Raw genomic sequence first — 24,306 nt, 5'->3', positions numbered from 1 at the left:
AACACCTTAAAAAGGTATATTAAATATAATATAAAAAGCGCCACCTAATACACCTGACAATAATAAAATAATAATTGGATTAATTTTCTTAAAATAAATAAAGAAAAATGCAATTAAAAATATTACTAATGCGTATATATTAAATTTTTTTAAACTAGTACCAAAAATTGATAATAAAAAGATGGAAATACCTGCTGTTAAAATCATTGCAACAACAGCAGGTCTTAATCCTGCTAAAACACCTTCAAGAAGATAATGTTTTTTATATCTATTATATAAAAAGCCTAAGAAAGATACAAAAATTATTGATGGTAAAATACAACCAAATGTAGCCACAATTGCACCTTTTATTCCAAATAAATGTATCCCTACAAAGGTTGCACTATTTACTGCAATAGGCCCTGGTGTCATTTGAGCAATAGAAATTAAATCTGTAAATTCTTGTAATGTCATCCAATGATTAATTGTAACTATTTGCTGTTGAATTAATGGAAGTGCTGCTAACCCGCCTCCAAAACTAAATGCACCAATCTGTAAGAAACAAAAAAACAAAGTTAATAAAGACATTATTTAGCCTCCTTTTTCTGTTTATATAAAGCAAAAAAGCCACCTAAGAGGGCACAAGTTAATATAATAAGAATAATATTAAATCTTAAGAAATAATTAACGATAAAAGCTAATACCATAATTAATATAAAAAAAGGTTCTTTTTGCTTAATTATATTTCTTGCTAATTGAATTACAACGGCAAGTATTATTGCAGCAATCGCAGGTTGCATTCCTTTTAAAAAAGCACTTACATATAAATTTTCTTTAAATTGATTATATCCAACTGATATTACTGATAAAATCAAAAATGGAGGTAATATAGTTCCAAAAATTGATACAATAGCACCTACTATTCCCCCTACTCTATATCCAACTAAAATTGAACCATTTACAGCTACAGCTCCTGGGGATGATTGAGCAATTGCTACTAAATTCAACATTTCTTCTTCATCTATCCATTTTAATCGATCTACAAACTCATTTTTCATTAAAGAAACAATTACATATCCACCACCAAAAGTAAAAGCACTTAAAGTGAACATAATTCTAAATAAATTAAAATAATCTTTTTTTTTCATATATTTCCTTCAAATGCTAATATACACTATTTATAAATATATGTAAAATATAATATATTAATAATATATATAAGAAAAATATTATAGGTTAATTATATGACAATTAGACATTTAAAAATATTTATTGCAGTTTGTGATTATAAAAGTACAGTAGAGGCTTCAAAACAATTAAATATTGCACAACCTTCTATTAGCTTTGCAATAAAAGAAATAGAAAATTATTATGGAATAAAATTGTTTGATAGAATTAGTAGAAAATTAGTTTTAACAAATGATGGAGAGAAATTTTTATTTCAAGCAAGAGATATAATAAATAAAGTCGATAATTTAGAAATCAATTTTAAAGACAATGATTCTACTCAAATTATTACTCTTGGTTGTAGTGCAACAATTGCAATTTTTATTCTACCTAATATTCTTAAAAAATTTAAAGAAACAAATAAAAATATAAATTTCAATCTAATTATTAGAGATTCTAAAACCCTTTCTCAAATGCTATTAAAAAACGAATTAGACTTAGCATTAATTGAAACACCCATACTAGATAAAGATCTAGTTTCAAAGCCTTTCTATAATGATAATTTGCTACTCTATTTATCAAAAGATAATAAACTATCAAAGAAAGATATAATAAAATTGGAAGATTTAAAAAATGAAAATATTATACTTAGAGAGAGACATAGTGCTGTAAGAAAATTAGTTGATGCAACATTCATTGCAAATAATTTTAATACGACAATATCTTGGGAAAGCACTAGTACTCAAGCAATAATCTCTTTAGTAGAAAATAACTTAGGAATTACAATTTTGCCTTCTCTTTGGAGTAATTCATTAAAATCTGATAGTAATATTATTACTAAGCAAATCACAAATTTAAAAATAAAGAGAGAATATTCAATAATCAATCATAAAAACAAATATATATCGCCGGTGATAAATGAATTTATTATTAATTGCTTAAATTATAATTATTAATGATAATGTTTGCTATTTCTTTAAATTGATCTAATCTATTATCAAACAAATACTTATAGCTTTCACAGAATCTAAACTTATTATCCTTATTTTTATATCTAGGGCATCCACCTCTACATAAAAATAAATATTCACAATTTTTGCAATCATCATGTAAAACAGGAGGATTTTTTATAAAGTTTATTTCTTCTCTTTTTCTATCAATTTCTTCATAACTATTATTATTAATATTTCCAAGGGAATAATCATCTAGACAATAAAAGTCACAAGGAAATACATCCCCATTGGATTCAAATACATACTGAATTGAACAAATACCATTCATATCACATGCCTCAGGAGCATTACCAAGTAGAATAGAAATAAAATTATTAAATAATCTTATAGAAATATTTTTATTTAATTGTAAATCTTTAAACCACAAATCAAATAATTTGACCAAAAACTTACCATATGTATTAGGATTTAAAAAAACATTATCTTCTGTTTCAATCGGATCTAAACATGCAATAAATTGCAAATAATTATATCCGTCCCCTACCAAATTTGAATATATTTTCTCTATATTGTTAGCTACTTCATTTGTTACTACAGTTAAAATATTATGTTCTACATTATAGTTTTTAAGATTTTTTAAACCTTTTTTAACTAAAATTGAGCTTTTATCTTGAGAGATACTTTTTCTATGAAAATCATGAATTCTAGAAAATCCATCAAAAGAAACACCAACTAAAAAATTATTTTCAGAAAAGAATTTAGCAAATTTTTCATCAATTAATGTGCCATTAGTTTGAAAACTATAAGATATAACATCATTAGGGGTTTTATATTTTTCAACTAACTCTATAAACTTCTCAAACCATTCAATTTTTGCAAGAGAAGGTTCTCCACCTTGAAATATATAATTTATATAATTCGATTTTTCATGAGTTTTTCTTACAATTTCTTCCATTGTAGAATAATTCATAATTTTTCTCTGCTTATCTTCTCTATTTTTCTCTTCATCTAAATAGAAACAATAATCACACTTTAGATTACAGAAACTAGAAGCAGGTTTTATCATTAAAGTTATAGGGTGTTTCATATATTCCTTATAATAAAATAATAGTTTAAATATTGGCAATATAAAAGAGGCCTTTAATAAGGCCTCTGCAATTAAATATTATTATTATTTTTTAGCTCTTTCAGCTTTTCTCTTATTATGAGTCTTTTCAATAGCAGTAACAATTGTATCATATCCAGTACAACGACAGAAGTTACCAGAAATTTTCTTTCTGATCTCATCACGAGTAAAATCTTCATCACTTTCAATAATTGGTAAAGAGCTCATTATAAAACCTGGAGTACAGAAACCACATTGAATAGCGCCTTCATCAATGAAAGATTGTTGGATATCAGAAATATTACCATCAATATCACTTAATCCTTCAAGAGTTTGAATTTCTTTGCCCTCTGCCCAAATTGCCATATAAATACAAGAGTTAAAAGTTTCACCATCAACAAGAACTGTACAAGCGCCACATTCTCCAACATCACAACCATGTTTGATACTATGCAAATGCTCTTCACCTCTTAGTAAATCAGATAATGAAGCTCTTGGATCAACATAATTTTCTCTAACTTTTCCGTTTATCTTACAAGTAACTAATTGCTTTTTCATTAGAATTCTCCTCCTGCTTGTTCAATTGAGGATTTTAGAGCTCTTCTAGTAAGTTCTTTTATCAATTGAATTCTGAAATCTTTTGAAGCTCTCCAAGAATTTCTTGGATTTACATCTTCCATTACAGCTTGAGCTGCTTCTTCAAATATATCTTTGCTTACAAGAGCTCCAGCTAACTTACCCTCTGCACTTAATGCACGAAGTGGAACAGGACCAGCTACACCAAAAGCAATTCTTACTCTATCAATATTTTTCTTATCATCAGTTAATCTAACATTAACAGAACAACCTAAAGTTGCAATATCCATAGCTCTACGCATTGAATATTTGATATATTTACCAAAAGTCTTATCATAAGATTCTTTTTTAATTCTAATACCAGTTAAGATTTCACCTTCACGTAAATCTACTCTACCTGCACCTAAACTAAATTCTGCATATGGTAAAATTCTAATTCCGTCAACACTAGCAATTTCTAATATAGCATCATATGCTTTTAATGTTGTAGCAGAGTCTGCACTAGTAACACCATTACAAATATTACCACCGATAGTTCCAATATTTCTGATTTGTGGACCACCAATTTGATCAACTGCTTCACCTAAGGTTGGAACATATTTTTGGATAATAGGATTATTTGTAATATGAGAGAAACTAGTTAATGGACGAATTAATATTGTTCCATCTTCTTCCATGCAGATACCTCTTAAATCATTTAGAGGATAAATACTTATTACATCTCTACCTGCCAATTTTCCTTCACGGCATTGAATTAAAATATCACTACCACCTGCAAGAGTTAAAGCATCTGGATGAGCTTTTTTTAATTCTAAAGCTTCTTTTACAGTTTGTGGTTGATATATATTTTTAAAATCATACATAATTTGTCTCCTCTATTTAATTAATCCTGCTTTACTAAATTCTTCAAACAATCTTTGTGGATGAAGTGGAATTGCATTAACAGCTACACCAGTTGCATTATATACTGCATTTCTAATAGCTGGAGCTACTGGAATAACAGGAGGCTCTCCTAATGCTTTGTTTCCATAAGGTCCACTTGGATCTTCAGGTTCTACAAATCCATATCCTAAATCAGGTGTATCTAAAACAGTCATTAATTTATAGTCTAACAAGTTATTGTTATTTACTTTTCCTGTTTTTGGATCAATTATTAATCTTTCATATAGTCCATAACCTAAGCCCATGCTCATACCACCTTGGACTTGACCTCTAGCAGTTTGTGGGTTAATTATTTTTCCTGAATCATGTACATTAATTATTTTGAGAACTTTTACTTGGCACATTGGAATATCAACTTCAACTTCAGCAAAACAACAACCAAGAGCATAAGTATTATCTGTACAGTGATGAGTTTCTTCTGCACTAATATGTTGTGAATTTTCTAAAGAATAACAAGCTTCCATACCAACTTCTTCCATTGTTAAAAATTGTTTTCTTGTTCCTTTATGTACAATTGTATTATTTTCTATATCTAAATCATCAACATCTTTCTTTAACATATATGCTGCAAATTCGCAAATCTTCTTTTTAAGTGATTCTGCAGTCTTTTTTACTGCCATACCAGAAACATAAGTTTGCCTAGAAGCATAAGCACCAGTATCAAATGGAGTAACATCAGTATCTTGAGTTGAAATCATATTAATCTTATCAAATGTAAAACCTAAAGTTTCAGCTGCCATTTGACCAAATACTGTATCAGCACCTTGTCCAATTTCAGTAGCACCCATTTGTACTTGAATTGAACCATCTTGGTTTAATACCATTCTAACTGCACTTGTTTCAAGTGAAATTGGATATACACCTGTTTTATAGCAGAAAACAGCCATTCCAATACCACGTCTAACATCACCTGTTTGATTTTGATATTCTTTAACTTTTTCATCCCAATTAACATATTCTTTACCTTTATCAATACATTCATCAAGACCTGAAGAATGACAAGCAATAGTAGTAATTGGATCAACAAAGCCAACTTGCATCATATTTTTACGTCTAAATGCGATTTTATCAAAACCAGCATTCTTACAAATGTCATCAACATGAGATTCTAGGGCAAAACCAATTTGAGGAATACCATAAGCTCTCATAGCACCTGCAGTTGGTAAGTTTGTATAAACAGTATAAGCATCACCTTTAATAGCTCCAACAGGATACATCATTCTAAAGCCATTTACTGCATTAGCAACTAATGCATGAGCATGAGAAGCATAACCACCTTGGGTTGAATAAGCTCTAATAGATCTTGCTGCAAAACTACCATCTTTTCTAACATAACTTTCAATATAAAATTTCATAGCATGTCTTGTTCTAGTACATACAAAAGTTTCTTCTCTTGTGTAGAATAATTTAACACATCTACCACCAACTTGAGTTGTTAAAAACGCATTTAATGGTTCTGTTAGTGCATCTTGTTTGTTACCAAAACCACCACCAATATATGGTTTAATTAATCTAATCTTACCTAGAGGCATATCTAAAGCCTGAGAACAAACACGTCTTACAATATGAGGGATTTGAGTTGAAGATACTACAATGATTCTTCCTGACTCCATATATGCATAAGAACCTGCGTTTTCAATATGACAGTGACTTACAATTGGAGTTTCATAAACACCAACTGTTTTAATTAGGCCTTCTTCTTTAATAGCTTCTTCATAATTACCAACTTCATAATTACTATGAACAACAACATTGTTTGGCTTTTCTTCATGAATTGGACGAGCACCCTCTTTCATAGCATCTTCAAAGGTCAATAATGGTTCATATTCTTCATAGTTAACTTTAATTAATCTTAAAGCTTGATTAGCAGTAATTTCATCTTCTGCAATTACAACAGCTATATCATCACCATAAAATCTAACTCTAGTATTTAATAATTTTCTATCAGAAATATCTTGGTGATTCTTATGAGTTGACCAAGGGTGACCAGGGGTTGGATATTGTTTATCAGGAACATCAAAACAAGTTACTATTTTAACTACTCCTGGAACTTTTAATGCTTCATCAAGATCAAAAGATAATACTTTACCATTTGCTATGTTTGAGTGTAACACTCTAGCAACTAAAGCATTTTTATCAACTAAATCAGCTACATATTTTGCAGTACCATTAGCCTTAGCTTTTGCATCTATTCTATTAACAGATTTACCTACTATCATAAATCCCTCCATGTATATGGAATAAAAAGGTAAGAACCTACTTACATCCAATAATAATATTAATTTGCAACTAAAATATAAACGGTATGTTTTGATATGTCAAATATGTAGGCAAATATGTATAAAATAAAATCGCTAATTAAAAGCTTTAATTCGATTGTGTTTTCAAAAACATAATGATATGACCAAAAAATTAACTTTTTAAACATTTAATGAACAAAAAAAATATTTCTTAACAATGTTAAAATAATAACATAATTAATTTAATTTATAGTTTTTTGCTAATAGTTTCTGACAAATGCCTAAAATCATGCTCCGTTTTCATAGTCGATTTTTATTTTAAATTTTGATCATAAAAATTATAAAATATTTTTTTATTTTTTTTGCTTATTCAACAATTAATCATTTAAAAAACAAATATTATATTTACATTTGTATAGTAAATTTTGATAAATAATTAAATTTTTATCTTTTATTAATTTTTCAATTTTTATATAGCTAATATTATTGAAATAGAAAAATATTACAATTAGAATATATCCATGAAAAAAATTAAAACTTCGTTATTTACACGTTTATTTATATATTTCTTTATTTTAATCTCTATTCCTTTGATAAGTTTTTCAATTGTTTCATCAACAATTGCAAAACGGAAGATCATAAATGAATTAAAAACCGAGGTTTATAATATAGGAGATTCTCAAGCTGATAAAGTTCATCAAATTATTGAAGATTATAGACATAAAACTTATCAGTTATCCAAAACAGCCCAAATAATAGAATTATTAGAAAATCCAGAATTAACAGAAAATAAAGCATATATGAATGAAACATATAATCAATTATTTTCAACGATGAAGGGAGATACTTATTATGCTTCGGCTTCAATTATTAATACTACTGGAACTGTTAGAATATCAACCCATCCTTTTCCTGAAGAATATGATATTAGAAACCATTCTACAGTCTTAGATTTTGCAGCTCCGTTGATGGATTCAAAACCATATACATACACAAAAATTATTTTAAATAATAATGAAGAAAAGAATCCTAATGTTGCAATTACTCTTATAAGATATATTTTTGATTCAGATGATAATGCTTTAGGTTATGTTATTGTTGATATTTATAAAAATACCATTAAAGAAGTTATCGATGAAAATACTTTAACAACATCCTTATTAGTTGATACTGATACTTTTATTGCATCTGAACTAGATAATGCAAGCGAATATTATTCATTTAGTAATTACCCTGGGTTAAATATAAGAGACAAAGGTGAATTTAGTGAAAATATATTTTATAAAAATAATTATGTTTTATCATTAAATAAAATAGACAATACTAATTTTTATATTGCTAACTATATTAAAGACCAAACTTTCAATAATAACCTTCGAGAAATTCTTATTTTGGATACTATTTCTATCTTTGTAGGATTAATTCTATCACTTATTTTAGCTTTTTTCTTAGGAAAAGAAATTACAAAACCTATTGGTAAATTAATTAAAGCAATGAAAAGAGTTGAAGATGGAAACTTAGCTATAACAATAGAAGATAATAATATCTATGAAATGCAAGATTTAAATGAAAATTTTAATAAAATGGTTTTACAACTTGTAAATCTTATACAAAAAACTAAAGAGTCCCAAAAGCGAATTTATGAAGCGGAAAGAGAAGCTCTTCAGTCCCAAATAAATCCACATTTCTTATTCAATACATTAAATACAATAAAATCTTTAGCAAATATAAACAATCAAGAAGAAATCTATACAATTTCAATTAAATTAGGACAATTACTTAGATCATCAATTTATAACAAAAGTGCTAATTGTACCCTAGAAAAAAGTCTTGAGTTAGTAAAAAGCTATTTAACTATTCAGCAAATTAGATTTAAAGACAAACTTGAAGTATCTTATGATATAGATGAATCGCTTTTAGATTTAGAAACTCCAAAATTAATATTACAACCATTAGTTGAGAATGCTATAATACATGGATTAGAACCAAAAATTGGTTTATGGTTTTTAAAAATTTCTATTAAAAAAGTAAATAATAAAATAAAAATTATAATTGAAGATAATGGTATCGGGTTTGAAAATAAACAAGTTATGGCTAACTTATCACAACTTGAAAATTCAAACCACGTCGGAGTTTTTAACGTTTATAAAAGATTACAATTATTTTATAATAATAAAGCTTCATTATCTTTTGAAGATGTAAATACAGGTGGTACTAGAGCTATTATTTTAATACCATTAGAAGCTTAAACTTAGGAGTAAATTTGTGAAATATAAAATTATAATTATTGAAGATGAAAAAATTGAATTACAAGAACTTTCAATGATTATTAATAATCTAAAAGATTTAAATTTAGAATTAATTGGAACAGCAGAAAATGGAATTGAAGGACAAAAAATAATTAATGATTTATGCCCTGATATTGTTATATCAGATATTAGATTACCTGGTCAAACTGGATTAGATATGCTAAATAAAATAGTTCCTCAAGTTAAATCTATTATTTTATCTGGCTATTCAGATTTTAAATTAATGCAAAATGCTATCAGATTAGGGGTTAATGATTATTTATTAAAACCCCTTGATGACAAAGATTTAGTTAAAGCTCTAAGTAAAATTATAGAATCGCTAGATGCTGAACAAGATAATAATGATAAAACTTATATAAAAATACCAAAAACTGATGAAATATCAAACCATTTAATTAATAATGCGGTTAAATATATCCAAACGAATTATAATACTCCAATAGGATTACAAGAAGCTGCTCATTTTTTAAATGTTAGTGAAACTCATCTCTCAAGATTATTTAAAGAATTAGTAGGCATTAATTTCTTAACATATCTCAATACTTATCGAATAAATAAAAGTATTGATTTATTATTAAATTCTACAGACAATATTAATAATATTGCATATAAATGCGGTTATATTACCCCAGGCTATTATGCAAAGATTTTTAAAAGACTATTAAATACAACTCCAACACAATTTAGAGATAATAATTAATATAAAAAAAAGCTATTACAAACTTCGCGGATTTGTAATAGCTAGAGTGATTTATCTTAGATCAGGAAGGGTTACCCTTTTCTAGATTCAAATACAGCGGCACCACCTAAGAAATACTTAGATAAAAAGCCGAATAACATAAACATTGGAATTGAAGCTAATAAAGCACAAGCCATCATTGCTCCTTCATCTGTTTGTTTTTCTTCACTAAACTTTGTAATATACAAAGGAATAGTTTTCATGTTTTCTTTTTGAGCTACCAATAATGGCCATAAAAGGTTATCCCATTGGTTTCTGAAGCTCAATATACCTAATGTTGCAATAACAGGTGTACAGTTAGGTAAAACAATCCTTGAATAGATTTTAAATTCCCCTAGTCCATCAACTCTTGATGCATCTAAAAATTCACTTGGGAAAGTTAATAAATATTGTCTCATTTGGAAAACACCAAAGGCACTTACCAAGAAAGGAATTATCAAACCTCTATAACTGTTCATCATATGTAAACTACTAGTAACCATGTATAAAGGAATCATAATAGCTTCAAATGGAATCATCATAGTTGCCATAATTGCCATAAAGATTATATGGTTACCTTTAAATTTAAATTTTGCTAAACCATAACCACACAAAGATGCTAAAAATACAGTAGTAAAAGATACTGAAATAGCAACAATTAGTGAGTTTAATAAAGTTCTAAAAAATATTGAGTTATTGTTATTTCCTAAAATTGCCTTAATAAAGTTTGTAAAAAAAGTTCTATCTGCTGTTGTGAAATATTCTTTTGAAGGAATCCAAGAAAATGGCATAGCCAAAATCTGTTTTGAATCCATAAAAGCTGCTACAAACATAAATGCAATAGGTAAAATCGTAAATATTAATACTAAAGAAAGGAAAACCCAAACAAGAACTTCTGTAACACTTAATTTGCCAATAAATTTATTCATTTTCTATCTCCCACCCTAGTATTCAACATCATCACTATTACTAACTTTAAATTGTAGTAAAGTAAGAAGTAACATGATTACAAATAAAATAATTGACATAGCACTTGCTCTAGCAATTCTACCATTTCTAATTCCAGTAAAATAAATATTCATAGTAATTACATCAATTGGTTGTCTTGCAGCACCCCCTTGATGGAACATATATTGTGTAGAAAAAGTTTTTAAACATTGTAACATTGCCATAACTGATACCAATAAAACTGTTGGTTTTAATAATGGTAAAGTAATCTTCCAGAAGGTATGCCATTTAGTTGAACCATCAACAATTGCTGCTTCATATAAAGTTGGAGGGATAGAAGCTAATCCTGTAATAAATAATATTACAAAGTACCCAATATACTTCCAAAAATATACAATCATAGTTGAAGTTTGTAACATTGTTGGATTAACTAACCAGCCATAATCTTTTCCTGTTGTCATCATTAGGAAATTACTAAATTGGTTAAATAAACCTCTAGGATCAAATAAAATCATCCAGATTGCTGCTGCAACAACACTTGATAAAACAGCAGGCATATAATATGCAATTTGGAAAAATCCTCTATGACGATTTTTTCTAAGTTGCATCAACAATACTGCTATAATTAAAGAAACAACAACCATAGGAATAAAAGTACCTATTGTGAAAGTTAATGTTGCTCTCATTGAATTTTCTAATGAAAATCCACCATTATCTTTTGTAAATAAATAAATATAATTTTTTAAACCAACAAATTCTCTTGTTCGAGACAATACTTTTGCATCAGTTAAACTTGTGATAAAAGCATTAATAATTGGATAAAAACTAAATATAGCAAAAAAGATTACACAAGGAAGAGTAAATATTAGACCCCACTTTGCTTGCTTTTGTTCAATACTATATTTTTTTTCTTTTTTTGACATGAAGCCTCCTAAGAATTAATTAATTTATTGAGAGTGAGATAAACTCACTCCCAATTTAATTTAATTATTCTTCATCAATTAATTCTTGAACTGAACTCTTCAACTGTCTATAAGCTTGGACAGGATCAACATTTTGAAGCATAACACTTTCTACAGCATTTCTTAGTAAGTTTTGAATTTCTGTAGAATTAGCACCGAAGTATACTACATGACCTCTTTCGAAATCTTTTGTGAATACATCAGAATAAGGCATGTTGTGATAAGTATCACTATTCATTAATGCTTTTGTAGGTTGGATGATATTTACGTTTGTTAAATATTCTTCACCATGAGATAGCATATAACCAATTAATTCCCATGCAGCTTCTTTAGTTGCATCGTTTTCATTAGCATTAACCATGTAATAATGACCATAATAACTAGCAGCAACATCTTTAACAGCATTTTCAAATGTTGGGAAAGGTACAACCATCCATTCACCACTGTTATAGAAATCAGGGTTATCATGGTTAATTCTAGCTTCTTGATATAAACCAGTCATTGCCATAGCAATATCATTGTTATTTGTGTTGAATAGTTTTCTTGCATTTTTATAAGTTGGTGAACCTAAGTTTTGACCATTAGGACCCCAATTTTGCATATATGTTAACCAAGCTACCCATGCATCTTCACCAATAATTGCTTCACTTCCATCTTCATTGAATAAAGATCCGCCAAGTTGTTCTACCATTGGAACCATTGATTCGAGATAATAAGGATATCTGAAGTCGAAACCTCTTCTTATTAAAATATCTCCATCTCTGATTGCTAATTTTTCAGAAACATCTAACATTTCTTCCCAAGTTTTTGGATAATCTTTTTCAGGATCTAAACCAGCATCTTTAAATACATTTTTATTGATGAATAAAGACCAGTTTGTTAATTCTAATGGAAGACCATAAACATCACCATCAATAGTAACAGGATCTAGCATGCCAGCAACATAAGCATCAACTAAAGCACTTTCACTATCATAGCCAGCAGCCTTATAATCAACAGGGTCAACTAATTGAGCAGCCATAAATGGATATTCATCATTAATTGATAAGTTAAAAATAGTTGGGCCTTCACCAGCAGCAAAAGCTGTTTGAACTAATTCAATCATTTTTGTAGATGATTGGCGAGTAACATTTACAGTTACATTTGGATGAGTTTCTTCGAACTCAGCAATATATCTGTCTTCTAGAGCTTGTCTGTTTGCATCTTCGTGTGTCCAGAATTCAATAGTAATATTTTCATCTTCCTTTTCACCTTGAGCAAAAACAAACATTGGTGCAATTAATAAAATTGCAAACATTGTAATTAAAGTTTTTTTCATATAACCTCCAATTTATTTGTTATAAACTTATTGTAGGTTAGAAAATTCAATCCGAAAAGAAAACAAATTTTATATTTAGTGAACAAAATTTGCATAAATAAAATATATACATAAATATAGTAATAAATTTTATAGGTTTTTATCTAATTCTTGAAAAACACTTAGTAAATCATCAAATTTTAATGTTGCATAATTATCAAAAGAGGTCTTATCTTTATTAACAATTACTAATTTACCATTATTTCGAATAGTATAAAGAACAAGAGATGCAGCAGGTTGAACTATTAAGGACGAACCTAACACAATAGCTAAATCACTATTTGAAAAACTATTATAAGCTCTATCTAATACTGTATAATCAAGATTTTCTCCATAGAAAACTATATTAGGTTTTATTAAAGCTCCACAAGCAGAACATCTTGGGATATCACCGTTTTTAACAATCTTAGCCACTTGTTCATATGAATAGCTTTTATTACAGTTAACACAATGATGTTTTTCAATACTTCCATGCAATTCAAAAATATTTTTACTATTAGCTTTTGAATGTAACATATCAATATTTTGAGTAAAGATATCTCCCAATAAATTTTTGTCTTGCATTTTGGTAAGTGTTGTATGAACAATATTTGGTTCATACTTTTCCATATCATACCAATTATCCTTTGCCCAAGAATAAAAAATTTCTGGATGTGCAAAAAAGAAATCATAATCTAAAATTTCTTTAACATTCAAATGCTTAAATTTTTTAGAATAAAATCCATTAGAAGATCTAAAATCTTTAATCCCACTTAAAGTAGAAATCCCAGCTCCGGTTAAAACCGTAGTCTGGGAACTATTTTTTATTAATTCAATAAATTTATCTATATCATTCATAAATATTATTATAATACAAATTTTATTTTTGTTAATAATATTTAGACTTGTTTTCCAACAATTGTATTTCCATTTACTGAAAGATATTCAACATTTGTAATTTCACCGGGTACCAATTTACTGTGTGTTTCAAAAGCCACCATTTGATTATGTTCATCTCTACCAAGCATTTGATTTTCATCGTTCCTGCTTGTTTTAGTAACTAATACTTTATGAATACCATTAGCATATTTACTTTTTTCTTCACCAAAGATTACCTGTTGTCTATCAATAATGTTTTGTAGTCTTTCATGTTTAATTTTATCCGAAAGTTGTCCTTCCATCTTTGTTGCTGGAGTTCCTTCTCTTGGATTCCAAAAATACATATATGCTTCATTACATCTAAGAATTTCCATAACAGATAATGTATCTAAACATTCTTCTTCTGTTTCACTTGGGAAACCTACCATAACATCAGTAGCGAAGGTGACTTGAGGAATTTCTTCTCTAATTTTTGCAATTAAATCTAAGAATTTTTCTCTATCATATCTTCTATTCATTAATTTCAATATTCTAGAGTTACCACTTTGTAAAGGGATATGTAAATGTTTAGCTACTTTTTCTTCAGTTTTAATTACTTGAATTAATTCATCACTAAAATCTTTTGGATGAGGTGATTCAAATCTAATCCATTCAATATTATCACAAACATCACTAACTGCTTTTAATAATTTAGGGAAATTAATTAAATTACCTTTTTCATCCATATATTTATAGCTATTTACATTTTGTCCAAGTAAAGTAATCTCTTTAACATTTTTTGAATCTAAATACTTAACTTCTTCTATTACAGATTCAAGACTTCTAGAACTTTCTCTACCTCTTACATATGGGACAATACAATATGTACAGAAATTATTACATCCATTCATAATTGGAACAAAAGTTGAATAATCACCTTCCTTATAATAACTATTTAAAAAAGTATAATTTTCATCTCTATCAATATCTGAAACACCAGTAGCTATTTCAACTACTTTTTGCTTATCATTAGTTCCTAGTACATAATCAACCCAAGGAGCATCATCTTTTAATTCATCTAATAATCTTTCAGCCATACAACCAACGACAATTAAAATCATAGGATGTTCTTTCTTAATCCTTGAATAATTACCTAAACGACCCCATACTCTATTTTCTGCACTTTTTCTAACAGAACAGGTATTTAAAATAACAATATCGGCATGCTCTTCGTCAGAAGCTGAAACCACGCCAACTCCTTCAAGCATTGTTTTTATTGCATTACTTTCAGCAATATTCATTTGACAACCATAAGTTTCAATCCAATAGGTTTCAACTTTATCTGGTCTCATATATTTACTCATTAATTTTCCTTCTCGGCTCTTTTTATTGCACTTTCAAATGTATTTTCCATTAGCATAGCAATTGTCATTAGTCCAACTCCACCTGGAACTGGAGTTATAGCACTAACTTTTTTTGATACATTTTCATAATCAACATCACCAACTACTCTATAACCACGCTTTCTAGAACTATCTTCTATTCTATTAATACCTACATCAATTACAACACAGTCTTCTTTTACCATATCTTCAGTTACAAACAAAGGTTTTCCTATTGCTGCAATTAAAATATCTGCTGATTTTGTTAATTCTTTTAGATTTTTTGTCCTACTATGAGCAATAGTTACTGTTGCATCTCTACCTTTTTGTATGAGTAAAGAAGCCATTGGTTTACCTACTATATTACTTCTTCCTAGTATTACTACATTTTTAGATTTTGTTTCAATATTATAATAATCTAAAATTGCCATAACACCCTTTGGTGTGCAACTAACAAAACAATCAAGACCAATTAATAATTTACCAACATTTTCTGGATGAAATCCATCAACATCTTTATCACTTCTAATTCTCTCAATTACTTCTTGTTCATCTAAATGTTTTGGAAGTGGCATTTGGACTAAAATACCATCAACAGTTTCATCAGCATTTAATTCATCTACTAAAGAATTTAATTCTTCTTGAGTTGTCTCAGTTTTTAATAAATAATCTCTATGTGCATATCCAATCTTTTCACATGCTTTCTTTTTAGATGCTACATATGTTTGACTAGCAGGATCTTCCCCAACTAAAATAACAACTAATGTAGGCTTTCTACCATATTTATTAATAAATTCTTGATTTTTAATTTTTAAATCTTCCAACTTACTGTTTGCTACTTCTTTTCCACTTAAGACTATCATTATACACCTCTTCTTTGGTTTTATAACATAAATAGATTTTTTTTAAAATAAAGAGCACATGAAAAAACCAATATTTTAACACATAAAAAGAACATATTATTAATGTTGCTTAATGTCTATAAAAATGATTAACTATAAATAACAATCATAACGTTCAATTATTTATTTTGTAACATAATAATACTAAAATTGATATAATTGTTGAATAAGAAAAATTTTGAGGTATTTATGAAACGAAAAATATTATGCACTCTCGCATTAATTACAATAATATCAACAAGTCTTTTTGCATCAGACACATTTTATAAACAAGGTGATCAAAAAGTAACCTTTAACATTGGTCCAAGCATTCCAGACTTTATTTATTTTTTTACACCAACAGCTAGTACTCATCCAGAAAATTTATACCCTGGCTTAGATGTATTGAATGTTGGAGGATTTGGATCTGTTAATTTTGATTTCTTCTATTCTCCAAAAAACAGTTTGGGAATCGAAGTTGGATATGATTTTAATTATGATAAAGGTGATGTATTATATTCAAATGTTCCTATTATTGGTACATATACTTATACCCCTTTGCAAAATGGAACATGGGATTTCTCCTTAGCTGCAGGCTTAGGACTTTCCTTTAACACAAGAGATAGTCAAACCCTATTATCATTGATTTCAAGTGTAAAAGTAAATACAACTTATTTCTTTAATGAAAACTGGGGTGTTGGATTAACTGGTGGCTTCTATGCAGCACCAAACATTAACTATCGAAGTGAATTAAGTGATGATAATGGTATAATTGCTTATTCACCTGTAACTTTATCTTTAACATTTAGGAATTAGTCATGAAAAAATATTTTAACTTTTTATTTATTGGATTATTAATATTATTTGCTTTTGTTGCTTGTGATAACGATGCAACTAGTGGAATTCTATCTGATATCGTAAACTCTGAAGTCCAAGAAGAATACATATTCAAAAGTGTAGTTACAAATGCTTCAAATGATAAATACTATTCACTTGAAGATAATGATATTTATTTAAGTTCTGATGCTACTTCTAAAAGAGAATTGATTCTTAACCTTGATAATTACACAAATACTAATGCACTCTATTATGATGGCACTGATCTTTACTTCTTAGTAAATGGAGCTGATGCTGCTACAGAAGGTAAAAAATTATATTATTTTGATCCAACAGTGGCTACTCCTACTGTTAATGAGATGATAGTAGATTATACAACAGTTGGTTCAATTGTTTCATTAACTAGTAATGGATATTTAATTTTTGAAAATTCCACTTCTGGCTATTATGCTCAAAAAATAACCTCTTCTGCTACTACAATCAATACAACTAACGCAATTAAATTTGCAGAAACTACTGATAGTTTGAGCACTATTGTTCCAGTTAATAATGATTTAATTGTTCAAACAGTTTTTGAAGATCCTTCAGACTCTAGTTCATATTTATTCAACTATTACTTAATTAAAGATGGTAGCTCTTCATTAACTACAATTGGAGAAGACCAAGAAGAAAAAATCGTTTCAGCTGCTAGTAATGATAGCATTACTTACTATCTTGTTTTAAGCAATGCTTCTCTTTCTTCAACTGATAGTTCTTTAGGTGATAATATTTTGCCAATTTATGAAAATGATAACACTAATTATTCATTCGATAATTTAGCACAAAACTTATATTTTAATACTAGTAATTTCTTAGTAGCAATTGATTCTTCTAATGATGTTTTACTTTATGATTTAGCTAATGCTGATAATGATTCTTCTACAGGATTAACCTCTTTAACTGAAGGTTTCGCTAATGTAATTAGAAATACTTCATCAATAGTATCTGCTTTTAAAATTGATTCATCTGATCCTTATAAATTCCAAATTGCCACAAAATCTAATGGATATTATTCAATAACAGTTACAGATAGTTCAGAGTTATCTGATAATGATAATTTAAGTTCAATCTCATCTTGTGATTCTGTTGAATATGAATCAACTAGTACAAATTAAATTTAAAAAAGAAAAGATAAAAAAAGGGATTAAATCAAATCGATTTAATCCTTTTTTATATGAAATAATTTTTATTATTTTTTAAACATTATCTCCACGAACTTCATGTAAAATATCTCTTACTTCAGCATCCTCAAACTGTGAATCAATTTCTTCACTGCTTAAGCCAATAAATTCGTGACAGTTATAATGGATCCAAACTTCATCTTCAGGTTTTCTTATAACATGTTTTCTACAATAATAATCTGGTTGAACAGGAAGAGGTTCTTTATCTGAGTTTTCAAATACTTTATAATCGAAAACTGCAACTTTAATATCTTCCCTTGGAATTCCCTTTCCCATAATTACTTCTGTTAATTGATTTACTGTTTTACCAGTATCAAAAATATCATCAACGATTAAAATTTTATCTCCTGATCTTAAATAATCTGGAGAGTATGTCCAACCATCAACAATTACCTTTGATTGAGTTCTAAGATAACCATAGGAACGTGCTACAACAGCTGCATAAAAGACAGGTCTACCATTAGTCTTTAAACGTACCATCTTATAGTACTCACTCATTACATTAGCCATATAAGCACCACCACGAAGTGAAGCATAAATAATATCTGGAACAAATCCATCTTCTTTATACATTTTATGGACTAACTTTAATGCAGCATCCCTAATGTCATCAGTTTTAACAAACTCTTTACTCATAAATTTATTTTCCTCTTATATTTTAGTTAAAATTTCTATTCCATCGTTTTTAATTAAAACAGTATGTTCAAAATGAGCAGAAGGTTTTTTATCTGCAGTTCTTACAGTCCAACCATCTTCAAAGTTATCTCTAATTCTATCAGTTCCTAAATTAATCATTGGTTCAATAGCAATTACCATACCAGCTCTTAATCTTGGATTTGGAGAAAGATGAGAAACATAGTTTGGGATTTCAGGAGATTCATGTAAATCAAGACCTACTCCATGTCCACAATAGTCTTTTACAACACCAAATCCATTTTTGGTAGCATGAGAATATACTGCTCTACCAATGTCACTAATTCTAGCATTTTTCTTTGCTGCTGCTTTAATTCCAAGTTCTAAACATTCTTTAGTTACTTGGCATAGTTTTTCGTTTTCAGGTGTAGATTTTCCACCAACTATAAAAGTTCTTGCGCTATCTGAAAAATAGCCATCAAGATTAATACCTAAATCAACAGATACTAAATCACCATTTTTAACAATTTCATCTTTTGATGGAATACCATGAATGACAACATCATTTACACTGATACATGCAGAAGCAGGAAAGCCTCCATAATTTAAAAATGCTGGTTTACCACCTAGATTAATAATGTAATCATAACAAAAATCATCAATCTCTTTAGTGCTCATACCTTCTTTGATAAATCCACTTTCAAGAATATCTAACAATTTTGCTAATTCATGGCAACTTTTTCTTATACCTTCAATTTGTGTTTCGTTTTTAATAGTAATCAATTGAATTTTTCCTCCAGCTTATACTTCTTCTGAAATGCATCTAAAATTCCATTGATAAATTTATAATTAACATATGAAGAGAAATCTTGTGACAATTTCACAGCTTCATCAATAATAATATGTGGATGTACTTCATTTTGAAGTAAACTATATATGCTTAAACGTAAAATATTTCGATCAACAATATCTATATTTGTTAATGGTCGATTAATAGAAAATTCTGAAATATAACCATCTATTTCTTCAAGATTTGATAGAGTCCCTCGTAAAAGCAACGAAGCATAGATCTTAACTTCGTCTTCTAATTCATCAATTTCCTCTTGAGTCAAACAAGGGAAAAAATCATCTTCTAAATTATCTATTGATAATTTACCTCTAATATCCATTTCGTACAATGATTGTAATACTAATTCACGAGCTCTATGTCTTGTTTTCATAATATTCCTTATATTTAAAAATCTAATATTTAATGTATTTATAGTAACAAATGTTAGAAACACTTACAATCCATAAATAATCAAAAATAAAAAATCTCTAGTAAGATGTACTAGAGATTCATATTATAATAAAATTAATTACTTTGTTAAATATGTGATAGTAGCATCATTTCTCAAATCTTTTGTTAAAGATACTAAAGCTTGTTGAGCTAAATTTTGAGCTTTTTGGTTTGATAATATTTGAGTAATATATTCTCTAACTGTTGTACTATCTGCTGGGCTAATTGGATCATCAATTGACAATAACTTTGTATCAACATGATCTTTAACCTTTAGTATATGGTAACCTTGTGAAGTAACAATTACATCAGAGGTTCCACCTACTTTCAAATCAAATGCTGTATCAAAATATTCATTGCCTAAAAGAGTTTTAATATTTTGTGTATCATCTTGAGTTAACCAACCGATATCACCATCAGCTTTTGTATTTGATGTATCTTTATTATATTGTGCTACAGCATTATTCCAAGTAATTTTATTTGCTTGTAAATCAGCGGCTACACTTTCTAAAGCTTTTTCATTTTTATCATTAGTTGCGTTATCTTTAAACGGAACAAAAATTTGTGCTAAATTAACACATTCTGGATTTACTAAACTAGCTTTATTAGCTCTATAGTAACTTTGAATTTCATCTTCAGTAGGCATTGCATTTTCTGCTTTTAAAATATCGCCCTTTTTCATTAATAAATATTGATTAATTAATGCTTGAGATTTTAGGTAATCTTTATAATCATCTAAAGAACCTACTTGTTGATTAATTATAGTTTCAAATTCTTCTTCAGTTAAAGTTCTACCGGCTTGTTGTTCAACTAAATATTTTTGCTGTGCTAATAAAGTTTGTACTTGTTGATCACTAATTACAACACCATCTCTTTGAGCTCCAGATTCAAGTAATAAATTATCAATCATTGAATCAAGAACTTGTTTCCTAATTGCTGAAGCAGCAATTGTTTGACCTTGGCTTTTATATGTAGCAACAACATTATTTACTTGTGCATCTAAATCTGTTTCTGAAATAGGTTTTGTTTGACCATTAAATTTAACAATTGCAGCAGGTTTGCCAAATGGAACTGCAGCAAAAACACTAGATGCACTAATTACAGCGCAAATTAATAAAACTAAAATTCTTTTTGTTTGCATTTATAGGAACTCCTAAATTTTTACTTTATATGTATTCTTTTACCAATTGCTATAGCTTGTTGTTCATTTTTTATGATATCACTAGTCTTCAAATACATTCCTTGAGACTCCATGACCTTCATCAATGCTTGTAAAGTTTTTGTACTTCTGATACCAGGCTTACAAACAAAAGCCATACATCTTTTGCCAGAAATAGATCCGCTTTTATCTAAAAAATTTTGAACAACTTTTGGAACACTTCCACCAAAGGTTTTAGTTCCTTCTGCTCCAACAATTAGGTAATCATAATAGGAAACAACTTTACCTTGTTCAAGTTTCATATCAATTACATCAACTATGTGATTCTGTTGTTCAATCCCTTTTGCAACAGCAGTAGCGATTTTCTTGATATACGTATTATTGCTTGATTTAGCAGCGTATAAAACACAAACTTTCATATTTTGTTCCTCACTTTTAATTAGAAACCGATCGCACTGGTGGCGATCGGTTATCTTTATTAGTCTTGTATCAAATTATTCAGCAGGTGCATCTGTCCACCAAGTTTCTGTTTGTTGAACTTGTACGTTATCTACAGAATTTAACAACTTAGAGTCAGATGGAGCTTTATTAACCAGTGCGATGCAAAGTGCTAAAATCAAGAATGCACCAGCAAGGATAGCTGTAACTTTTGTTACTACACGGCTAGTATATGATCCAAAAGAACTTTGAGCTGCTGAACCAAAAACACCACCTAAACCATCACTTTGTTCATCTTGAATAGCGACAATTAAAACTAATAAAATACTCACGATGATAAATAGTACCATCAGAATAACATTTAAAACGCCCATACTTTTCTACTCCGAAAGATTACTTGTCAAAGCAAACAATTGGTAAGAATTTATCCAATGACAATGAAGCGCCACCAACTAATGCTCCATCTATATTTTCTTTTGCCATTAATTCTTTAACATTTGCTGCCTTTACTGAACCACCATACTGTATAATTGTATCTTCTGCAACAGTTTTATCAAAAAGTTTTTCAATAATACTTCTAACAAATGCATGTGCACTATCTGCATCTTCAGGTGTAGCAGTTTTTCCAGTACCAATAGCCCATACAGGTTCATAAGCTAAAGTGATATGTTTCATCATTTCTTTTGAAACACCTTTTAAGCCTTCTGTAACTTGTCTAGTTAATACTTCTTCTAATTTTCCACTTTCTCTTTCTTCAAGAGTTTCACCGATACAAAGATCAACATCCATACCTTCTGCTAAAGCTAATAAAACTTTTTTGTTGATTAGTTCATCAGATTCACCATAGATTGCTCTTCTTTCACTGTGACCTAAAATAACATTAGTTACACCTAAATCTTTAAGCATTAATGGTGATACTTCACCAGTAAAAGCACCTTCTAGGTTATCATTCATGTTTTGAGCAGCTACAATAATATGTGTATCTTTTAATACTTCTGCAACACCTGGGATTGTAACAAAGTTAGGAGCTACCATAACTTTTGCACTACAACCTTTTGTTGCTTCAGCTAATTCTTTTGCTAATTTTACACCTTCACTAGGTGTTAAGTTCATTTTCCAGTTACCTGCAATATAAGGGGTTCTCATTTTCCTTATCTCCTTTTTATTTTTCTAAAGCTTTAATGCCAGGAAGAGTTTTGCCTTCTAAGAATTCTAGAGAAGCACCACCACCTGTTGAAACGTGACTAATTTTACTTGCTAAGTTGAATTTATTAATAGCAGCAACACTGTCACCACCACCAACAACTGTAATACCATCACAGTCTGCTAATGCTTTAGCAACTTCTAATGTACCTTTGCTAAATGCATCAAATTCAAATACACCCATTGGGCCATTCCAAACAACACTCTTTGCAGCTTTTAGTTCAGTTACAATTAAATCAACTGTTTTTGGACCAATATCCATACCAATTAAGTCACCTTCAATTGTTGCACTATCAACTAATACAGGTTTTGTATTTTCATCAAATTTAGCACCACAAATATGGTCTACAGGTAAAATAACTTTTACGCCTTTTTCTGCAGCTTTAGTTAAGAAACTTTTTGCAGTGTCAATATAATCTTCTTCTAATAAGCTTTTACCAATTTCTTGACCTTGAACTTTCAAGAAAGTATAAGCCATACCACCACCGATAACGATAGTATCACAAGTATTTACAAGACTTTCTAAAACAGTAATCTTACTTGATACTTTAGAACCACCAATAATAGCTACGAATGGTTTTTCTGGGTTACTTAGTAAAGGAGCCATATATTTAACTTCTTTTTCAATTAAGAAACCAGCATATGAAGGTAAGAAATGAGAGATACCTTCTGTTGAAGCATGAGCTCTATGAGCTGTACCAAAAGCATCGTTTACATAAACATCGCCGTAAGAAGCTAATGTTTTTGCGAAATCAGCATCATTATCAGTTTCTTCATTGTAATATCTACAGTTTTCTAATAATAATACTTCACCTTTAGCTAAAGATTTAACTAATTCTTCAACTTCACTTCCAATTACATCTGGAGCTAATTTTACTTCTTTTCCTAATAATTCACTAAAACGTTTAGCGATTGGAGCCATTGAAAAGCTAGAATCTTTCTTTCCTTTTGGACGACCTCTGTGACTCATAACAACAAGACTAGCACCTTGTTCTAATAAATATTTAATAGTAGGAAGTGCTGCCTTAATACGTGTATCGTCGGTAACAACACCATCTTTAATAGGAACATTAAAATCTACACGAATAACAACTTTCTTGTTGTCAAAATTTGCATCTCTGATTGTATTTAATACCATAGTTTTACTCCTTAAAAAATAAAGCCTGCCCTAGCATAAAATC

At 28.8% G+C, this 24,306-nt stretch carries 25 protein-coding genes; 5 read left to right on the top strand and 20 right to left on the bottom strand.

What is annotated here, in order from left to right; translation table 11 throughout:
* Nucleotides 1–6 precede the first annotated feature (6 nt).
* Nucleotides 7–567 carry a chromate transporter gene (locus tag ACZ5RS_RS09610; protein WP_464634838.1) on the bottom strand — a complete coding sequence of 187 codons (561 nt, stop codon included), beginning with the start codon at nt 565–567 and terminating at the stop codon, nt 7–9.
* Nucleotides 567–1,127, bottom strand: a complete 561-nt coding sequence (locus ACZ5RS_RS09605) for a chromate transporter (RefSeq protein WP_464634836.1) — start codon at nt 1,125–1,127, stop codon at nt 567–569. Before ACZ5RS_RS09605 ends, ACZ5RS_RS09610 begins: the two co-directional genes overlap by 1 nt.
* A gap of 96 nt (nt 1,128–1,223) precedes the next feature.
* Between ACZ5RS_RS09605 and ACZ5RS_RS09600 the strand changes: the two genes are divergently transcribed.
* Complete coding sequence (locus tag ACZ5RS_RS09600) at nt 1,224–2,102, top strand: LysR family transcriptional regulator (RefSeq protein WP_464634834.1); 879 nt, start codon at nt 1,224–1,226, stop codon at nt 2,100–2,102.
* On the opposite strand, the gene ACZ5RS_RS09595 is transcribed toward ACZ5RS_RS09600, so the two are convergent.
* The 4 genes from ACZ5RS_RS09595 to xdhA form a co-directional block, all read right to left on the bottom strand.
* Nucleotides 2,077–3,186 (bottom strand): anaerobic sulfatase maturase, encoded by a 1,110-nt coding sequence (locus ACZ5RS_RS09595; RefSeq protein ID WP_464634832.1) that lies wholly within the window; start codon nt 3,184–3,186, stop codon nt 2,077–2,079. The genes ACZ5RS_RS09600 and ACZ5RS_RS09595 overlap by 26 nt on opposite strands.
* An 84-nt stretch (nt 3,187–3,270) precedes the next feature.
* Nucleotides 3,271–3,762 carry a xanthine dehydrogenase subunit XdhC gene (xdhC, locus tag ACZ5RS_RS09590; RefSeq protein WP_464634830.1) on the bottom strand — a complete coding sequence of 164 codons (492 nt, stop codon included), beginning with the start codon at nt 3,760–3,762 and terminating at the stop codon, nt 3,271–3,273.
* Nucleotides 3,762–4,643: a xanthine dehydrogenase subunit XdhB gene (xdhB, locus tag ACZ5RS_RS09585; RefSeq protein WP_464634828.1), complete on the bottom strand. Its 882-nt coding sequence runs from the start codon at nt 4,641–4,643 to the stop codon at nt 3,762–3,764. The genes xdhC and xdhB overlap by 1 nt, the downstream gene beginning before the upstream one ends.
* 12 nt (nt 4,644–4,655) lie before the next feature.
* A complete protein-coding gene (xdhA, locus tag ACZ5RS_RS09580) occupies nt 4,656–6,941 on the bottom strand; it encodes a xanthine dehydrogenase subunit XdhA (RefSeq protein WP_464634826.1) in 2,286 nt (761 codons plus the stop codon).
* Between the two features lie 542 nt (nt 6,942–7,483).
* Here xdhA and ACZ5RS_RS09575 point away from each other — a divergent pair.
* Both ACZ5RS_RS09575 and ACZ5RS_RS09570 read left to right on the top strand, forming a co-directional pair.
* Nucleotides 7,484–9,211, top strand: coding sequence for a cache domain-containing sensor histidine kinase (locus ACZ5RS_RS09575; protein WP_464634824.1), 1,728 nt, complete (start codon nt 7,484–7,486; stop codon nt 9,209–9,211).
* Between the two features lie 16 nt (nt 9,212–9,227).
* Entirely contained in the window at nt 9,228–9,971 is a 744-nt protein-coding gene (locus ACZ5RS_RS09570) for a response regulator transcription factor (RefSeq protein WP_464634822.1), read from the top strand.
* A 71-nt stretch (nt 9,972–10,042) separates the two neighbouring features.
* Here the strand turns inward: ACZ5RS_RS09570 and ACZ5RS_RS09565 are convergent, their stop codons facing one another.
* From ACZ5RS_RS09565 to folD, 6 genes are all read right to left on the bottom strand, one after another.
* Nucleotides 10,043–10,918 (bottom strand): carbohydrate ABC transporter permease, encoded by an 876-nt coding sequence (locus ACZ5RS_RS09565; RefSeq protein ID WP_464634820.1) that lies wholly within the window; start codon nt 10,916–10,918, stop codon nt 10,043–10,045.
* 15 nt (nt 10,919–10,933) lie between these two features.
* Entirely contained in the window at nt 10,934–11,860 is a 927-nt protein-coding gene (locus tag ACZ5RS_RS09560) for a carbohydrate ABC transporter permease (protein ID WP_464634818.1), read from the bottom strand.
* 64 nt (nt 11,861–11,924) lie between these two features.
* On the bottom strand, nt 11,925–13,217 hold the full coding sequence (locus ACZ5RS_RS09555; protein ID WP_464634816.1) for an extracellular solute-binding protein: 1,293 nt from the start codon (nt 13,215–13,217) through the stop codon (nt 11,925–11,927).
* A 129-nt stretch (nt 13,218–13,346) separates the two neighbouring features.
* Nucleotides 13,347–14,093: an NAD-dependent protein deacylase gene (locus ACZ5RS_RS09550; RefSeq protein WP_464634814.1), complete on the bottom strand. Its 747-nt coding sequence runs from the start codon at nt 14,091–14,093 to the stop codon at nt 13,347–13,349.
* 41 nt (nt 14,094–14,134) lie between these two features.
* Nucleotides 14,135–15,457 (bottom strand): tRNA (N6-isopentenyl adenosine(37)-C2)-methylthiotransferase MiaB, encoded by a 1,323-nt coding sequence (gene miaB / locus ACZ5RS_RS09545; protein ID WP_464634812.1) that lies wholly within the window; start codon nt 15,455–15,457, stop codon nt 14,135–14,137.
* A complete protein-coding gene (folD, locus tag ACZ5RS_RS09540) occupies nt 15,457–16,338 on the bottom strand; it encodes a bifunctional methylenetetrahydrofolate dehydrogenase/methenyltetrahydrofolate cyclohydrolase FolD (RefSeq protein WP_464634810.1) in 882 nt (293 codons plus the stop codon). Before folD ends, miaB begins: the two co-directional genes overlap by 1 nt.
* A gap of 228 nt (nt 16,339–16,566) precedes the next feature.
* On the opposite strand from folD, the gene ACZ5RS_RS09535 reads away from it, so the two are divergent.
* Together ACZ5RS_RS09535 and ACZ5RS_RS09530 are read left to right on the top strand one after the other, a co-directional pair.
* Complete coding sequence (locus tag ACZ5RS_RS09535; RefSeq protein ID WP_464634808.1) at nt 16,567–17,172, top strand: hypothetical protein; 606 nt, start codon at nt 16,567–16,569, stop codon at nt 17,170–17,172.
* Between the two features lie 2 nt (nt 17,173–17,174).
* Entirely contained in the window at nt 17,175–18,347 is a 1,173-nt protein-coding gene (locus ACZ5RS_RS09530) for a hypothetical protein (protein ID WP_464634806.1), read from the top strand.
* Between the two features lie 81 nt (nt 18,348–18,428).
* Here the strand turns inward: ACZ5RS_RS09530 and ACZ5RS_RS09525 are convergent, their stop codons facing one another.
* The 8 genes from ACZ5RS_RS09525 to ACZ5RS_RS09490 all read right to left on the bottom strand — a co-directional run bounded on the left by ACZ5RS_RS09525 (nt 18,429) and on the right by ACZ5RS_RS09490 (nt 24,263).
* Entirely contained in the window at nt 18,429–19,049 is a 621-nt protein-coding gene (locus ACZ5RS_RS09525; RefSeq protein WP_464634802.1) for a phosphoribosyltransferase, read from the bottom strand.
* A gap of 15 nt (nt 19,050–19,064) precedes the next feature.
* Complete coding sequence (gene map, locus ACZ5RS_RS09520) at nt 19,065–19,829, bottom strand: type I methionyl aminopeptidase (RefSeq protein WP_464634800.1); 765 nt, start codon at nt 19,827–19,829, stop codon at nt 19,065–19,067.
* Nucleotides 19,826–20,266 (bottom strand): transcription antitermination factor NusB, encoded by a 441-nt coding sequence (nusB, locus tag ACZ5RS_RS09515; protein WP_464634798.1) that lies wholly within the window; start codon nt 20,264–20,266, stop codon nt 19,826–19,828. Before nusB ends, map begins: the two co-directional genes overlap by 4 nt.
* A 138-nt stretch (nt 20,267–20,404) precedes the next feature.
* Entirely contained in the window at nt 20,405–21,466 is a 1,062-nt protein-coding gene (locus tag ACZ5RS_RS09510; protein WP_464634796.1) for a peptidyl-prolyl cis-trans isomerase, read from the bottom strand.
* A gap of 20 nt (nt 21,467–21,486) precedes the next feature.
* Nucleotides 21,487–21,903 carry a flavodoxin family protein gene (locus ACZ5RS_RS09505; RefSeq protein ID WP_464634794.1) on the bottom strand — a complete coding sequence of 139 codons (417 nt, stop codon included), beginning with the start codon at nt 21,901–21,903 and terminating at the stop codon, nt 21,487–21,489.
* Nucleotides 21,904–21,978: 75 nt separating this feature from the next.
* On the bottom strand, nt 21,979–22,296 hold the full coding sequence (gene secG, locus ACZ5RS_RS09500; protein WP_464634792.1) for a preprotein translocase subunit SecG: 318 nt from the start codon (nt 22,294–22,296) through the stop codon (nt 21,979–21,981).
* 19 nt (nt 22,297–22,315) lie between these two features.
* The gene (gene tpiA / locus ACZ5RS_RS09495) at nt 22,316–23,068 is read right to left on the bottom strand and encodes a triose-phosphate isomerase (protein ID WP_464634790.1); all 753 of its coding nucleotides are present in this window, start codon (nt 23,066–23,068) and stop codon (nt 22,316–22,318) included.
* 16 nt (nt 23,069–23,084) lie between these two features.
* Nucleotides 23,085–24,263, bottom strand: coding sequence for a phosphoglycerate kinase (locus tag ACZ5RS_RS09490; RefSeq protein ID WP_464634788.1), 1,179 nt, complete (start codon nt 24,261–24,263; stop codon nt 23,085–23,087).
* Nucleotides 24,264–24,306: the final 43 nt, after the last annotated feature.

The organism is Pleomorphochaeta caudata, assembly GCF_055395745.1.
This window is presented reverse-complemented; position numbering and strand designations above follow the sequence as displayed.

Bases quoted from the DNA above. Each gene is read 5' to 3' on its own strand.
- ACZ5RS_RS09610 (WP_464634838.1), bottom strand. From the start codon at position 567: ATGTCTTTATTAACTTTGTTTTTTTGTTTCTTACAGATTGGTGCATTT.
- ACZ5RS_RS09555 (WP_464634816.1), bottom strand. From the start codon at position 13,217: ATGAAAAAAACTTTAATTACAATGTTTGCAATTTTATTAATTGCACCA.
- ACZ5RS_RS09525 (WP_464634802.1), bottom strand. From the start codon at position 19,049: ATGAGTAAAGAGTTTGTTAAAACTGATGACATTAGGGATGCTGCATTA.
- ACZ5RS_RS09605 (WP_464634836.1), bottom strand. From the start codon at position 1,127: ATGAAAAAAAAAGATTATTTTAATTTATTTAGAATTATGTTCACTTTA.
- folD (WP_464634810.1), bottom strand. From the start codon at position 16,338: ATGATAGTCTTAAGTGGAAAAGAAGTAGCAAACAGTAAGTTGGAAGAT.
- xdhB (WP_464634828.1), bottom strand. From the start codon at position 4,643: ATGTATGATTTTAAAAATATATATCAACCACAAACTGTAAAAGAAGCT.
- ACZ5RS_RS09510 (WP_464634796.1), bottom strand. From the start codon at position 21,466: ATGCAAACAAAAAGAATTTTAGTTTTATTAATTTGCGCTGTAATTAGT.
- ACZ5RS_RS09600 (WP_464634834.1), top strand. From the start codon at position 1,224: ATGACAATTAGACATTTAAAAATATTTATTGCAGTTTGTGATTATAAA.
- ACZ5RS_RS09595 (WP_464634832.1), bottom strand. From the start codon at position 3,186: ATGAAACACCCTATAACTTTAATGATAAAACCTGCTTCTAGTTTCTGT.
- ACZ5RS_RS09530 (WP_464634806.1), top strand. From the start codon at position 17,175: ATGAAAAAATATTTTAACTTTTTATTTATTGGATTATTAATATTATTT.
- ACZ5RS_RS09565 (WP_464634820.1), bottom strand. From the start codon at position 10,918: ATGAATAAATTTATTGGCAAATTAAGTGTTACAGAAGTTCTTGTTTGG.
- ACZ5RS_RS09490 (WP_464634788.1), bottom strand. From the start codon at position 24,263: ATGGTATTAAATACAATCAGAGATGCAAATTTTGACAACAAGAAAGTT.
- ACZ5RS_RS09505 (WP_464634794.1), bottom strand. From the start codon at position 21,903: ATGAAAGTTTGTGTTTTATACGCTGCTAAATCAAGCAATAATACGTAT.
- xdhA (WP_464634826.1), bottom strand. From the start codon at position 6,941: ATGATAGTAGGTAAATCTGTTAATAGAATAGATGCAAAAGCTAAGGCT.
- ACZ5RS_RS09535 (WP_464634808.1), top strand. From the start codon at position 16,567: ATGAAACGAAAAATATTATGCACTCTCGCATTAATTACAATAATATCA.
- ACZ5RS_RS09550 (WP_464634814.1), bottom strand. From the start codon at position 14,093: ATGAATGATATAGATAAATTTATTGAATTAATAAAAAATAGTTCCCAG.
- ACZ5RS_RS09560 (WP_464634818.1), bottom strand. From the start codon at position 11,860: ATGTCAAAAAAAGAAAAAAAATATAGTATTGAACAAAAGCAAGCAAAG.
- secG (WP_464634792.1), bottom strand. From the start codon at position 22,296: ATGGGCGTTTTAAATGTTATTCTGATGGTACTATTTATCATCGTGAGT.
- xdhC (WP_464634830.1), bottom strand. From the start codon at position 3,762: ATGAAAAAGCAATTAGTTACTTGTAAGATAAACGGAAAAGTTAGAGAA.
- nusB (WP_464634798.1), bottom strand. From the start codon at position 20,266: ATGAAAACAAGACATAGAGCTCGTGAATTAGTATTACAATCATTGTAC.
- ACZ5RS_RS09575 (WP_464634824.1), top strand. From the start codon at position 7,484: ATGAAAAAAATTAAAACTTCGTTATTTACACGTTTATTTATATATTTC.
- miaB (WP_464634812.1), bottom strand. From the start codon at position 15,457: ATGAGTAAATATATGAGACCAGATAAAGTTGAAACCTATTGGATTGAA.
- tpiA (WP_464634790.1), bottom strand. From the start codon at position 23,068: ATGAGAACCCCTTATATTGCAGGTAACTGGAAAATGAACTTAACACCT.